Origin of the sequence: Mesorhizobium sp. M1088, from assembly GCF_040318575.1 — a bacterium.
In the GTDB taxonomy this organism is placed as follows: domain Bacteria; phylum Pseudomonadota; class Alphaproteobacteria; order Rhizobiales; family Rhizobiaceae; genus Mesorhizobium.
Map to the genome: position 1 here is coordinate 1 of NZ_JAMYMO010000020.1, position 12,685 is coordinate 12,685.

Here is a 12,685-nt window from a genome sequence, read left to right on the forward strand (position 1 = left end):
GCCCGTACTTCCATCCTATCGGGGAACAACCACCCGCTCTTCAATATGTGACCGTTTCCGGCTTCAGGGCGACTCGCTCCGCGATTACCCCATGTTTGAAATTAAGACGACGGTCCATCGTAGTCAGGCGGTGGCGGCGTGCCTGGCCACCGAAGCTCGACTTCCTCGCAGGAGTCTTGCATGCGCATGACGCGGACGGCGTTGCCGATCACATCGGCGGGGCGCTTCTGGCCTCTAGGTCCGGTGGGCAATTGCTGCCTCCTGAATTGGCCAGCGCTTATACGCGACGACCCAGAGAATGATTATCATTCCCAACGGGACCACAGAGAGAAGCACCCACGCCCGAGACATTCTTAGTCGCCCAAACAGCACCCACGCGGGGATTGCTGTGAGGACTGTCAACAACGCGAATGGTAGCAACTGAATCGGATCTGACATTGGGTGCCTTCCATGCTTTCCGCTGAGCACATAGGCGGTTTCGCCTAGGCGAGCAAACCGGGATAGGCGCTTTCGCATATTTCAAATTTCAAACTGAGACACTACCGTGGAAGACCTCGCTTGACAGCCGACTTCTCGTGACCGCAAAGTCCCGTGATGCGGGCGATTGGCTGGAATAGAATTGCGCGTGCCGGGGCAATCGTGCTGATGATCGGCACAAATGTTCCTGCGCCGGCACGTTCCGACTCGCTCCTTCTCACAAGCCCGTCCCAGCCGGCCAATGTCGGCGATGCGATGCTGGCGGCTGCCAATTATCATGATTCCGGCGACTATGATCGCGACCTTGCCGCTGTGGCGAAGCAGGCAGGCGACTGGGTCGTCAAGCGCGCAATGGAGGTGCCTCGCCCCGCACTGGTGCTCGATATCGACGAGACGGCTTTGGCCAACTGGGAAGTGATCACACGTGACAATTTCGGCCGCCCGATCGGCGGCGCCTGCGACATTGCAATCGACGGTCCCTGTGGCTGGGCCGCCTGGGATCAGCTTGCGAAGGATCCGGCGATCGACCCGGTGCTGGAGGTTTTCCGGCAGGCACGAACGGCGAAAGTCGCGGTGTTCTTCATCACCGGACGTCCGGAGGACCAGCGTCAGGCAACCGAACAAAACCTGCAGTCGGCCGGCTATGCCGGCTACGAGCACCTTTACATGGTCCAGCCTGGGGCCAAATACGGCTCCGCCGCAGATTTCAAGGCACCCATAAGGGCCGAAATCGAAAAGGCCGGCTACACAATAATTGCCAATGTCGGTGACCAGCCATCCGACCTGTTCGGTGGGCATGCCGAGAAGCTGTTCCAGCTGCCTAATCCGTTCTACCGGGTTCGCTGACGGCCGGAACGGCACAAGCCCGGATCCTCGGCTCCTTGCCGAGCACCTACTAAGGTATCAAGACAACTTTGCCGGTCGCGCCGCGCTCCTCCAGCAGGCGATGTGCGTGGCTGGCCTGGTCGAGCGGGAAGCGGCCACCTTTGGTCACCACAAGCTGACCACCAGCGGCCAGATCGAAAAGCTCCAAAAGGCCGTCACGGAGCCCGTCCGTAGACAGCAACGGCAGCAGGGCAAAACCCTTCAGCGACTGGTTGCGGCCGATCATCGCCTCCATCTCCGGGGCGCCGAGCGCGTATCTGCCGAGTGCTGCAAACACCAACTCTCCGCGAAGTGCCAGAGCCTCCAGCGCAACCGCCGTCAGCGGGCCGCCGACAATGTCGTAGATGATGTCGACGCCAGCGCCACCTGTCGCTGCCCGGACGTGCACCGGCCAATCCGTGTTGCTGTAGTCGACGGCAGCATCGGCTCCCAGCGACAAAGCAAGGTCGAGCTTGGCCTTGCTGCCGGCTGCCGCGATGACACGGCTTGCACCGGCGCGCTTGGCAAGCTGGACGAGCAACGAACCGACGCCGCCCGCGGCGGCGGCGACCAGCACCGATCTGCGGGCGGGCGGGCTTTGCCACGATAGATACAATGCCGTCAGTCCTTGCACCATCAATGCCGTCGCGTTTTCGAACGAGAGCGAATCCGGCAAGGGCACGGCCAGGCTTGCGTCGATCGTCACATACTCGGCATAGCCGCCAAACGGGCGGCTCGAGGCGAACAACGGCGCGGCGACGCGCGTGCCGAGCAAGGAAGCGTCCACCCCCTGCCCAAGCGCCTCCACGATCCCGGCGGCCTCGACGCCAGGGATCATCGGCAGTTGCGGCGTCACCGCATAGCGATCCGCGCGCATCAGCACTTCGAAGAAATTCACCCCGGCCGCATGAACGCGGACCAGGACCTCGCCGGCTTGCGGCTCAGGCTTCGGCACCGTGACTATGTCGAGAACGTCGGGCCCGCCGAAGCGGCTCAGTTGAATGGCTCTCATCGCATGCACCGATAGCTGTTGGCATCGGCCGCTGTTTGCCACTATCTGCCTGGCTTCGACTACACACCAATTTGTCCGCTGCTGACCGGGAGGTGACCATGGCCAAGCCGATCAAGAGACTGCCGCTGCTGCCGGCGGAGCGCGCGCTGAAAGTGATTTCGGGGCGCTGGAAGGCGGTCATCCTGTACCATCTCTTCGACGCGCCCCGGCGGCTGTCGGCGCTGCAGGCGCTGATGCCCGATATCACCCAGAAAGTGCTGATCCAGCAGCTTCGCGAAATGGAAGAGCACGGCCTCGTCCGCCGCGAGATCTTTGCCGAGATACCTTCGCGCGTCGAATATTCGGCGACGCGGCTCGGCCTCAGCCTCGAACCGATCCTGCTGGCACTTTGCCAGTGGGGCCAGCATCACGCCGACGAGCTGAATGAGATGGACCGCCTTGCCGATTGCATCATCAGACCACGGCAAGCGCAGGACGCCCATGCCGTGTAAACAAAAGGGGCGGCGCATGCGCCGCCCCAATGCTTGGGAGAATTAATCCTTGGAGGACTGTTCGAACCTGTGCTCAGGCCGCCTTGACTTCCTCGGCGACGGCATCGGCCTGACGCGCCGTCTTCAGCACCCTGGCCCACCATGCAATGTCGTTGACCAGCGCGGTTGCCGCCTGGTTGAGGTGCTCGAACTCATCGAGCTTCTTGTCGCCTTGCTTGACCGCAAGGAAATCGGCCCAGGAGATGTGTACGGCGGACTTCACCGGCGCCATCTGCAACTCGACCGCATGCAGCCTCAGCTGCTCGACCGCGCGCGCGCCACCGACGCTGCCATAGCCGACGAAGCCGGCCGGCTTCTTGTTCCACTCGTTGGCGGCGTAGTCGATGGCGTTCTTCAGCACGGCCGTCGGGCCATGATTGTATTCGGCGGCGGTGAAGATGAAGCCGTCGAATCCGGCGACCTTCTTTTGCCAGCGCTGCGCCACTTCGTTCTGCGACGGCGCCCAGGCGGAGGATGCGACCTCATCGAAGAACGGCAGCGGGAAATCGCGCAGGTCGACGACTTCGACGTCGATGTCGGCGTGCGACTTGGCGATCTTGGCAATCCATTCGGCCGGGACGTCGGCAAAGCGCGCGGCGCGGGTCGAACCAATGACGATGGCAATTTTGGGTTTTGACATAGAGGGGCTCTCCTTACAGGAATACTGGTATCGTTTAGATACCTGAGCTATATGAGTAACTGGCCGCTCAATGTGCAAGGAGGCACTTTTTTGTTACCAAGGCACCCGCACCGCACCGAGGACTGCCGCGCCATCTCGGAAATCCTGCAGCGCGTCGGCGACAAATGGACGGTGCTCGTGGTTGGCAAGCTTGGCAACGGGCCGCTGCGTTTCAACGAGTTGCGCAGCGCGGTCGGCGGCATTTCGCAAAAGATGCTGACCACGACCTTGCGCGGGCTCGAGCGCGACGGCTTCGTTACACGCACCGTGTTCCCGACCATCCCGCCGCGGGTCGACTACGAATTGACCGATCTTGGCTACGAACTGCTGGTGCCGGTCGATGCGCTCGGCGAATGGGCACGCAAGAACACCGAGCGCGTCAAGGCGGCGCGCGAGAAGTTCGACGCCATGCACAGCTGAACCCTTGTGCTGCAAGGGTTTGAACCTGCCCGGGAGCCTCCGGATGAGCGCTACTGCTGTAACTGCATCTTGCTCTTCGGCAGCTTCTCGATCCGGTTCCATTTCGGGTTGGGACTGACCACCCTGCCGCCAATCGTGCAGGTCGTGGTCGTCTCCTTGCGGCAATTGCTCACCGTCGTGCCGCTGGTGTCGCATTTCGTCGCCGAGCAGATCTCGCATTTGGCCGCCTGCCCGTTGATGGTGCGGTTTTCCGACGTGCAGGTGGCGCCTGGATCGCCTTTTTTGACCTCGGCAAAAGCGCTTGCGGACGACAGGCAGAGCAAGGCTGCAAAGGTACCCGCCAGGGCAGCGTTCAGCATGTGTTGACGCATTGTCTTTCCTCCCAATATCCCGTCGGTCGCGCTGCAGGCGCACATGCGGGAACCCGTTAGCCAAAGACCACGCGGGATCGCTGTCCGCATCCCCCGCGCGGGAGAGACGGCTGTTTAAATCCGTCTTCTGGGAATCAGGCCGGGTCAGCCTTCGGCCGGAACCGCCTTCGGCTTGCCTTCGCCGTCCAGCGCCACCATGACGAAGTCGGCATGGGTGACCTTCTCCATCAGGTCGGAGAGATAGCGCTGCGCCCAGGCCTCGACCTTGAGCGTCATCGAGGTGCGGCCGACGCGTTCGACATGCGTATAGATGCACAGCGTGTCGCCGATCTTCATCGGCTTGGCGAAGGACATTTCCTTCACCGCCGCCGTCACCACGCGGCCCTTGGCGCGCTCGGCGGCGCGGATGCCGCAGGCGAGATCCATCTGCGCCATCACCCAGCCGCCAAAAATGTCGCCTGCCGCATTGGCGTCGGAAGGCATGGCCAGCGTCCTGAGCGTCAGATCGCCGATCGGCCGCCCGTCCGCGTAATGCACCATTTGGCCAATCCTCTCGAAGCCGATTGTCCCGATCCCGTATCGTCATGGCACGGGCAGGTCAACGCGCCACTGAACAGTGTCGCGGCCTGAGGTTCGGCTATCGGTCGACAGTGTTGAAAAGATGCTGTGCGGAGGGGGACGTAGGCATAGGCGTTGCCCTCGCGAATAACATGACCGATTCCTGGAAAGGGCAGGTGCATGCCTGCGACGAGCAGGCCATCCGCCGACACCATGTCGAGCACTTTCTGGCGTGTGGCGATTGCGGCCTCCTGGTCCACGTCGAAGGCGATTGCCCATTCCGGATGCGCAAATTGCAGCGCGGAGGCGTGAATTACGTCAGTGAAGAGCAGCAGGTGGTTGGCCCTCCGAACGGCCTCGCTGAGCCCCGGCTGGCCGCCTACTGGACAGGTTGCCGGGGTTCGAGCGCTCGGCGCAACGTCGGCGCCTCTTGCTCGATATGATCCCACAGACGGTTCGAGATCGGCCCCTGCGGCCGGTCGCGGCGGCGCGCCACCACCAACTCCTCGGTGCGGCCTGGCAGATGACGGCCGGCAACGGATTGCAGGCGTCCGTCGCGCAGCTCATCCTCGATCAGGAAGCGGGGCATGTGGCCCCACGCGAGGCCCTGCAGGATGATTTCCTTCTTCATCCCCTGGTCGGCCACCATGCATTGCGGCGCACCCTCGATCATGAAGTAGTCTTGTTGCGGTGAATGGCGGGCCGTGTCGCGCATGACACATTGGGTGAACGCGTGCATCTGATCCGGCGTGATGGGGTGCTTGATCCGCTCCGGTAGGAAGCCCGACGCCACTACTGGGACGAAGTGCACCTTGCAGAGATCGATCCATTCCACCCGCGGATCGCTCTTGTCGATCCAGTGCAGGATCAAATCGGCTTCGTCATCGAAGAGGCGCTCCCACGGGCCGCCCACCGCCTCGAAATGCAGGTGCAGGCGTGTGCCCGGACACTGGGCGAAGAACCGTCCGAGCATGCCCAATGCCTGCGGGCGCGGGCAAAGGTCGCCGATCACCACATGGATCTCGCTTTCTTCGCCCATTGACAGCTGAGCAGCATGAAGCCGCAAGCCCTCGAGCTCGCGCAGCAGCGATTGTGCCCTGCGATGGAACGACAGCCCTGCCTCGGTGGGGCGCACGCGATAGCCGCTGCGATCCAAAAGAACGAGCTCGAGTTGCCGCTCCAGCTTTGCAACGGCTGCGAACACAGCCGGGTGCGAGCGATGCAGCATGGCCGCCGCAGGCTGAAAGCCGCCGCAGCGGACCACGGCATCGAAGCATTGCAGGTCGTGCAGGGTGAATTCGGCCATGTCGGCTTCTATTACAGAGATAGTCCTATGTTTGTAATATCTTCAAAAGCGTGCCGCAGCTAGGCTTTGCCACATTCAACGCTCCAAGCAAGGAAGGTATTCACCATGAATGAGCTGGATTTCATGACCGTCGGCGATGGTACCCGCATCGCCTACCGCATGGACGGCAACGCCGGGAAGCCCGTGCTGATGCTGTCGAATTCCATCGCCACCACACTGCGGATGTGGGACATGCAGGTCAACGAGCTGTCGAAGCATTTCCGTGTTCTGCGCTATGATTTTCGCGGCCACGGAGGGTCGAGCGTTCCGGCCGGCGCTTATTCGCTCGACCGGCTTGGCCGCGACGTGATCGAGTTGCTCGACGCCCTGGGCATTGAACGCGTACACTTCCTCGGTCTGTCGTTGGGCGGCTTCGTCGGGCAGTGGCTCGGCATCCACGCGCCCGAGCGGGTCGAACGATTGATCCTGAGCAACACCTCGTCCTACCTCGGACCGGCAAAGCAGTTTGACGAGCGGATTGCCGCCGTGCTGCAGGCGCCAGACATGGCGGAAACCGCCGAGATGTTCCTGGGCAACTGGTTCCCTGCGCGTATGCTGACGGCCAACGAACCCGTCATCGAAGAATTTCGCGCCATGCTGCTGGCCATAGATCGGCAAGGCCTGGCTGGTCTGTTCGCGGCGGTTCGCGATGCGGACCTTCGCCGAACCGTTGCGCTGATTTCCAGGCCAACGCTGGTGATCGCCGGCCGGCACGACACTGTGACAGCCGTCAGCCATAGCGAGCTGATCGCGGCGACGGTGCCCGGCGCGAAACCGGTTGTCCTGCCCGCGGTCCACTTGTCGAATGTCGAGTACCCCACCGAGTTCATGGAGGCCGTGCTTGCTTTTCTGCGCTGAGATGGAGCACGACAGGGACGCTGAGTGAAACCCCGGTTTGAACATCCCCGCATGGACCGCAACCTATGATGCGCTAGCGCGCAGTGCAGGCTAGACTGAGCAATATCAATAGCGGATGACGGCTGACATGGAACTTGGCTTTCGCCCATTAACGCCCGATCTGTGGCCGGCGCTCGAGGACCTGTTCGGTGACAGCGCCGCCTGCAGTCGCTGTTGGTGTATGTACGGACGGATCGGCAGTTCTTATCGAAAGCGACCCGGCGAGGAAAACAAGGCAGCGTTCCGGCAGGCCGTCCAGCATGGTCCGCCTCCGGGTTTGCTCGCTTTCGACGGCGATACAGCTGTCGGCTGGTGCCAGGTGACGCCGCGAGATGCCCTGCCCTGGCTCGATCGGCTGTGGCAGCTCAAGCGCGTGGACGACAGGCCGGTCTGGTCCCTGTCCTGCCTCTACGTGCGAAAAAGATACCGCAGGCGAGGCGTAACATCCCAGCTGATTGGAGAGGCTCTGGAAATCGCAAGGCGCGCAAATGTGCCTGCGCTCGAAGCCTATCCTTTCGAGGCCGACGTATCGCCGAGTGCTTCCGGCAGCGGATATGCCTCCACCTTCGCGCGCGCCGGGTTCAGGGTCGTCGCTCGCAGAACGCCGGCCCGCCCGATCATGCGCTATGATTTCAAGCAGATTGCCGATCATCGCCTGTGATCGCAGCTTGAAGTTTCGGCTATGGGTGGAAAGTTGCCATCCAGCCGCTATTGCGCCCGCTTCGCTGTCACCGGCGAACATTACTGAACGCAAACAGATTAATCAAAGCCGTAGCGAGGCTCACCGACATTGCAACAGCAAGACTAGACTTCCGCAGCGGATCGCAGCTTGGCAAGTCTCACGTCTCCGGCCGAACGAACTGGCTGGCGACCTTAGGTTGTAGGCGCGAAAGTCACCGTCGGGCGTGATTACCAACTCTGTGATGTTCGCCCGTTGTTTTCGATGTGATAGATCAGGTTGACAAGGTAGACCCTAGAACCCGTCAAAAGTGGGTAAATGGAGCTATTAGGGACAATGCGTTCGCAGGAAGAATGGTCAAGCAATGAAGACGCTCGTGCATACAGAGAGCTCCGAACCCTAGTCGATAAATGGAAACGCCTCGGGACGAAGACATATCCGGATGGAACAGAGTGGATCGGGCATACTCCTGATCGAGCGCCTCAAGCGTATTTGCATCAACTGTATGCGCCGCTTGACGCCATCGGAATTGGGCAGATGGAGTCTGAAATTTCGCGTCGACTCCCAGATAATTTCCGTTGCTTTCTCATGCTCCACAACGGGATAGGTCTGTTTGCGAATTATATAAACGTCTATGGGCTGCGACGTAGCTGGTCACGCACAAATTTAGTGGAGGCAGGTCAACAACCCTTCTCCATACTGGAACCGAATGTGCAGAGACGACCAGGCAATGCACCAGACGATGTTCTCTTTATTGGTGCGCTAGGGGACAATGACGATTTAATTGGCATGAATCCGGACGGGAGGGTCTTTCGCTGGGAGAGTGATGATCCTCTGTTCGGTTCGATCACCTCCTACACGAGCGTGTTCACCTTCCTGCTGGAAGAAGCCAATGAGGTGGCGGCCCTGTTCGACCCGGATGGGCGCGAACACGACTGAACTCGGGCAGCAGGCGACAGGCTGACATTCAAACCGAATATCACCAGTCGCTTTTTTCACATCAGATGCCGGAAGACCCGGCGACGCTGCGTCGCGCCCAAGCCTAGGTTAGAGCCGAATTCCGGAGCCAGCCGCAGCCACCATGCAAACCTATGACTTCATCATCGTCGGTTCCGGCTCGGCCGGCTCGGTCCTGGCCGAAAGGCTGTCGGCTTCCGGCCGCTTCTCGGTGCTGGTGCTCGAGGCCGGCGGCAGCGACCGTCGCTTCTACGTGCAGATGCCGCTCGGCTACGGCAAGACCTTCTTCGACCCGGCGGTCAACTGGAACTACAAGGCCGAGCCGGATCCGGGTCTGGCCGGCAATGTCGACCACTGGCCGCGCGGCAAGCTGCTCGGCGGCTCGAGCTCGATCAACGCCATGGTCTGGATCAGGGGCGCGCGCGAGGATTTCGACGCTTGGGCAGCGGCCGGCAATCCCGGCTGGGGCTTCGATGACCTGCTGCCTGCGTTCAAGGCACTGGAGGATAACCAGGCGGGCGCCGACCAATGGCGCGGCGTCGGCGGGCCGCTGCATGTCACCGACTGCTCGACCTCCGTCCATCCGCTCACCAAGCGCTATCTCGCCGCCGCCAACCAGGCCGGCCTGCCGCTCAACCCGGATTTCAACGGCGCCTCCCAGGAAGGCGTCGGCGTCTACCAGATCACCACCAGGAACGGCCGCCGCATGTCGGCGGCGCGCGCCTTCCTGCGCCCGGCGATGAAGCGCAAAAACGTCCGCATCGAGATCAACGCGCTGGCGACAAAAATCCTGTTCGAGGGCAAACGCGCCGTCGGCATCGAATATCTCCAGAATGGCGCGACGAAAACCGCACGCGCCGGCCGCGAGGTCATTCTCTCCGGCGGTTCGGTCAATTCGCCCCAATTGCTACAGCTTTCAGGCATCGGCCCGTCGGCGCTTCTTGCTGGTCTGGGCATTCCTGTCGTTCACGCCAACGAGAATGTCGGGGCAAACCTGCAGGACCATGTCGGCATCAACTACACTTTCAAGGGCAGGCTGCCGACGCTCAACCAGATGCTGCGCCCATGGTGGGGCAAACTGCTGGTCGGCATGCAGTACGTGTTTTTGCGGTCGGGCCCGCTGTCACTGTCGATGAACAATGCCGGCGGCTTCTTCCGCACCGATCCGGCCACGGCACGGCCCAACATGCAGCTCTATTTCCAGGCGTTTTCAACCGTCATTCCGAAGAGCGGCGAACGCCCGATCCTGACGCCCGATCCATGGCCGGGCTTTTCCATCGGGCTGTCCAATTGCCGTCCGTCGAGCCGCGGCGAAATCATGATCCGTTCCGCCAATCCGCGCGATTATCCCAAAATCGTCGCCAATGCCTTTTCGACCGAGGCGGATGTCGCTGAAATGCTGGCGGCGGTGAAATTCGTCAGGAAGATCGCCTCGATGCCGGCGATGGCCGAGATCATCGAGGAAGAGGTTTTGCCCGGTCCCTCGATCACCTCCGACGCGGATCTCATTCAGGATTTCAGGAAGCGCTCGGGCACCGTCTATCACCCGGTCTCGACCTGCCGCATGGGGCCGGACGCGGCGCACGCCGTCGTCGATCCGCGCCTCAAGGTACACGGCCTCGAGGCGTTGCGCGTTATCGACGCCTCGATCTTTCCCGACAACATAACCGGCAACACCAACGCCGCCGCGATCATGACCGGATGGAAGGGCGCCGAACTGGTTCTGGAGGATCAGAAATGAAAATCACCGACGTCAAGACCTGGGTGGTCGGCAATCCGCCGCCCGGCATCGGCGGCAAGTATTTCATCTTCGTCAAGCTCACCACCGATGGCGGCGTCGTCGGCTATGGCGAAGCTTACAACGCCACCTTCTCGGCCCATGTCACGGCGAAAATGGTCGAGGACATGGCCGAGCGTTATCTGATCGGCCGCGACCCGCACGATATCGAGACCTTCTTCCGCCGCGCCTATTCGTCCGGCTTCACCCAGAGGCCCGACGTGTCGGGCATGGGCTGTTTCTCGGCGCTCGAAATCGCCTGCTGGGACATTATCGGCAAGGAGGCCGGCAAGCCGGTCTACAAGCTGCTTGGCGGCCAGGTACACGAAACACTGCGTTCCTATACCTACCTCTACCCGCACAGCGGCAGCGTCCACTCCGAGGACGCCCGCGGCAAGAACGTCTACAATGATCCTGACCTGGCCGCAGCCTGCGCGCTCGAATATGTCGAGCAGGGTTTTAACGCGGTCAAGCTCGACCCAGCCGGCCCCTACACCGCCTTCGACGGCCACCAGCCGCGCCTCGTCGACATCGACCTCTCCGCCCGCATGGTCAAGGCGATCCGCGAGGCGGTCGGCACAAGAGCCGACATCCTGTTCGGTACGCACGGCCAGTTCACCGCATCGGGCGCGCTGCGCCTGGCTCGCGCCATCGAGCCCTATGATCCGCTGTGGTTCGAGGAGCCGGTGCCGCCCGACATGCCCGAGGTCATGGCTCAGGTCGCAAGGGGCACTTCGATCCCCATCGCAACAGGGGAGAGATTGACCACGAAATTTGAATTTGCCCGCGTCATCGAGAACCGTGCGGCGACCATTCTTCAGCCGGACCTTGGCCGCTCCGGCGGCATTCTCGAAACCAAGAAGATCGCCGCCATGGCCGAGGCCTATCACATCCAGATCGCACCGCATTGCTATTGCGGGCCGATCGTCGGCGCCGCCAACATCCAGCTCGCGGTAACGCTGCCCAACTTCCTCATTCTGGAATCGCTGAAGCAGTGGAACGGCTTCCACGAAAAGCTGCTGAAGAAGAAAATCGAATGGCGGGACGGCAACGTCATCCCGTCGAAGGAGCCGGGCCTCGGCGTCGAGCTCGACGAAGCCGTCTGCGAGGCGCATCCCTGGACCGGCAAGGACCTGCATTTGCAGATGATGCAGACGCCGCTGATACCGTGAGCGCGCGTCAGAGCTATGCCTTCGTCGGTCTTGGCCATCTCGGCGGCCAGCTCGCCGCCAACCTGATCCACAACGGCTTTGCCGTCACCGTATTCGACCTCGACCAGGCGGCCGTCGAGCGGCTGGTGATGCTTGGTGCCGATGCCGCCAACAGCCCGGCTGATGCCGCTGGCCGCGCCGGCAATGCCATCACCTGCCTGCCCTCGCCAAAAGTCAGCGAGGCGGTGCTGGCCGGCCCCGGCGGATTGCTCGAAGGCCTGCCCGCAGGCGGCAGTTGGATCGAGATGTCGACCAATGGCCAAGACGAGATCTTGCGCCTTGCATCCCTCGCCTCGGCAAGAGGCGTCGAGACGCTCGAATGCCCGGTCACCGGCGGCGTGCATCTGGCAGCCGTCGGACAAATCACCGCGCTGGTCGGCGGCGACGCAGCGCTTTATGCGCGCCACCGCCCTGCCGTCGAGGCGATGTGCGCGCGCTCGTTCCTGATGGGTCCGGTCGGCTCGGCGGCGGTGATCAAGGTCATCACCAACATGCTGGCCTTCATCCATCTGGTCGCCGCCGGCGAAGCGCTGATGCTGGCCAAAAAGGGCGGGCTCGACCTTGCCCAGTCCTATCACGCCATCGTCGCCTCCTCCGGCAACAGCTTCGTCCATGAGACCGAAAGCCAGCTGGTGCTGAACGGCTCCTACGACATCGGCTTCACCATGGACCTGGCGTTGAAGGATCTCGGCTTCGCCCTCGGCATGGGTGAAAAATTCGGCGTTCCGCTCGAGCTTGCCTCGCGCGTCGACGCAATCTTCAGGCAAGGCAAGCAGGCCTATGGCGGCAGCGCCTGGTCGACGATGATCGTGAAACTGCTCGAGGATGCCGTCGGCACCGACCTGCGCGCACCCGGTTTCCCGGCTAAACTCGCAAGTTGATATTGGCCGGATTATCAATCGATTTCA

General features: G+C 62.0%; 14 protein-coding genes. 9 read left to right on the forward strand and 5 right to left on the reverse strand.

What is annotated here, in order from left to right:
- Nucleotides 1–645 precede the first annotated feature (645 nt).
- On the forward strand, nt 646–1,323 hold the full coding sequence (locus NKH49_RS21245; protein WP_352927686.1) for an HAD family acid phosphatase: 678 nt from the start codon (nt 646–648) through the stop codon (nt 1,321–1,323).
- Between the two features lie 49 nt (nt 1,324–1,372).
- Here the strand turns inward: NKH49_RS21245 and NKH49_RS21250 are convergent, their stop codons facing one another.
- Nucleotides 1,373–2,353 carry a quinone oxidoreductase family protein gene (locus NKH49_RS21250; RefSeq protein ID WP_352541041.1) on the reverse strand — a complete coding sequence of 327 codons (981 nt, stop codon included), beginning with the start codon at nt 2,351–2,353 and terminating at the stop codon, nt 1,373–1,375.
- A gap of 98 nt (nt 2,354–2,451) precedes the next feature.
- Here NKH49_RS21250 and NKH49_RS21255 point away from each other — a divergent pair, with 98 nt between their 5' ends.
- On the forward strand, nt 2,452–2,844 hold the full coding sequence (locus NKH49_RS21255) for a winged helix-turn-helix transcriptional regulator (RefSeq protein ID WP_352541040.1): 393 nt from the start codon (nt 2,452–2,454) through the stop codon (nt 2,842–2,844).
- Between the two features lie 73 nt (nt 2,845–2,917).
- Here NKH49_RS21255 and NKH49_RS21260 read toward each other — a convergent pair whose 3' ends face one another.
- Nucleotides 2,918–3,523 (reverse strand): NADPH-dependent FMN reductase, encoded by a 606-nt coding sequence (locus NKH49_RS21260; RefSeq protein WP_352469781.1) that lies wholly within the window; start codon nt 3,521–3,523, stop codon nt 2,918–2,920.
- A gap of 90 nt (nt 3,524–3,613) precedes the next feature.
- Between NKH49_RS21260 and NKH49_RS21265 the strand changes: the two genes are divergently transcribed.
- Entirely contained in the window at nt 3,614–3,982 is a 369-nt protein-coding gene (locus NKH49_RS21265; protein ID WP_023678378.1) for a winged helix-turn-helix transcriptional regulator, read from the forward strand.
- 50 nt (nt 3,983–4,032) lie between these two features.
- Here the strand turns inward: NKH49_RS21265 and NKH49_RS21270 are convergent, their stop codons facing one another.
- From NKH49_RS21270 to NKH49_RS21280, 3 genes are all read right to left on the reverse strand, one after another.
- Entirely contained in the window at nt 4,033–4,353 is a 321-nt protein-coding gene (locus NKH49_RS21270) for a hypothetical protein (protein WP_352927689.1), read from the reverse strand.
- Nucleotides 4,354–4,497: 144 nt separating this feature from the next.
- Nucleotides 4,498–4,893: an acyl-CoA thioesterase gene (locus NKH49_RS21275; RefSeq protein WP_023678380.1), complete on the reverse strand. Its 396-nt coding sequence runs from the start codon at nt 4,891–4,893 to the stop codon at nt 4,498–4,500.
- Nucleotides 4,894–5,290: 397 nt separating this feature from the next.
- Nucleotides 5,291–6,217 (reverse strand): LysR family transcriptional regulator, encoded by a 927-nt coding sequence (locus NKH49_RS21280; RefSeq protein WP_352927691.1) that lies wholly within the window; start codon nt 6,215–6,217, stop codon nt 5,291–5,293.
- Nucleotides 6,218–6,322: 105 nt separating this feature from the next.
- On the opposite strand from NKH49_RS21280, the gene NKH49_RS21285 reads away from it, so the two are divergent.
- From NKH49_RS21285 to NKH49_RS21310, 6 genes are all read left to right on the forward strand, one after another.
- Nucleotides 6,323–7,114, forward strand: coding sequence for an alpha/beta fold hydrolase (locus tag NKH49_RS21285; protein ID WP_352927693.1), 792 nt, complete (start codon nt 6,323–6,325; stop codon nt 7,112–7,114).
- Between the two features lie 220 nt (nt 7,115–7,334).
- Complete coding sequence (locus NKH49_RS21290) at nt 7,335–7,814, forward strand: GNAT family N-acetyltransferase (RefSeq protein WP_352927786.1); 480 nt, start codon at nt 7,335–7,337, stop codon at nt 7,812–7,814.
- 354 nt (nt 7,815–8,168) lie between these two features.
- Complete coding sequence (locus tag NKH49_RS21295; protein WP_352927695.1) at nt 8,169–8,771, forward strand: SMI1/KNR4 family protein; 603 nt, start codon at nt 8,169–8,171, stop codon at nt 8,769–8,771.
- A gap of 142 nt (nt 8,772–8,913) precedes the next feature.
- Nucleotides 8,914–10,530 carry a GMC family oxidoreductase gene (locus tag NKH49_RS21300; protein ID WP_352927698.1) on the forward strand — a complete coding sequence of 539 codons (1,617 nt, stop codon included), beginning with the start codon at nt 8,914–8,916 and terminating at the stop codon, nt 10,528–10,530.
- Entirely contained in the window at nt 10,527–11,738 is a 1,212-nt protein-coding gene (locus tag NKH49_RS21305; RefSeq protein WP_352927701.1) for a mandelate racemase/muconate lactonizing enzyme family protein, read from the forward strand. Before NKH49_RS21300 ends, NKH49_RS21305 begins: the two co-directional genes overlap by 4 nt.
- Nucleotides 11,735–12,658, forward strand: a complete 924-nt coding sequence (locus NKH49_RS21310; protein WP_352683503.1) for an NAD(P)-dependent oxidoreductase — start codon at nt 11,735–11,737, stop codon at nt 12,656–12,658. Before NKH49_RS21305 ends, NKH49_RS21310 begins: the two co-directional genes overlap by 4 nt.
- Nucleotides 12,659–12,685 lie beyond the last annotated feature (27 nt).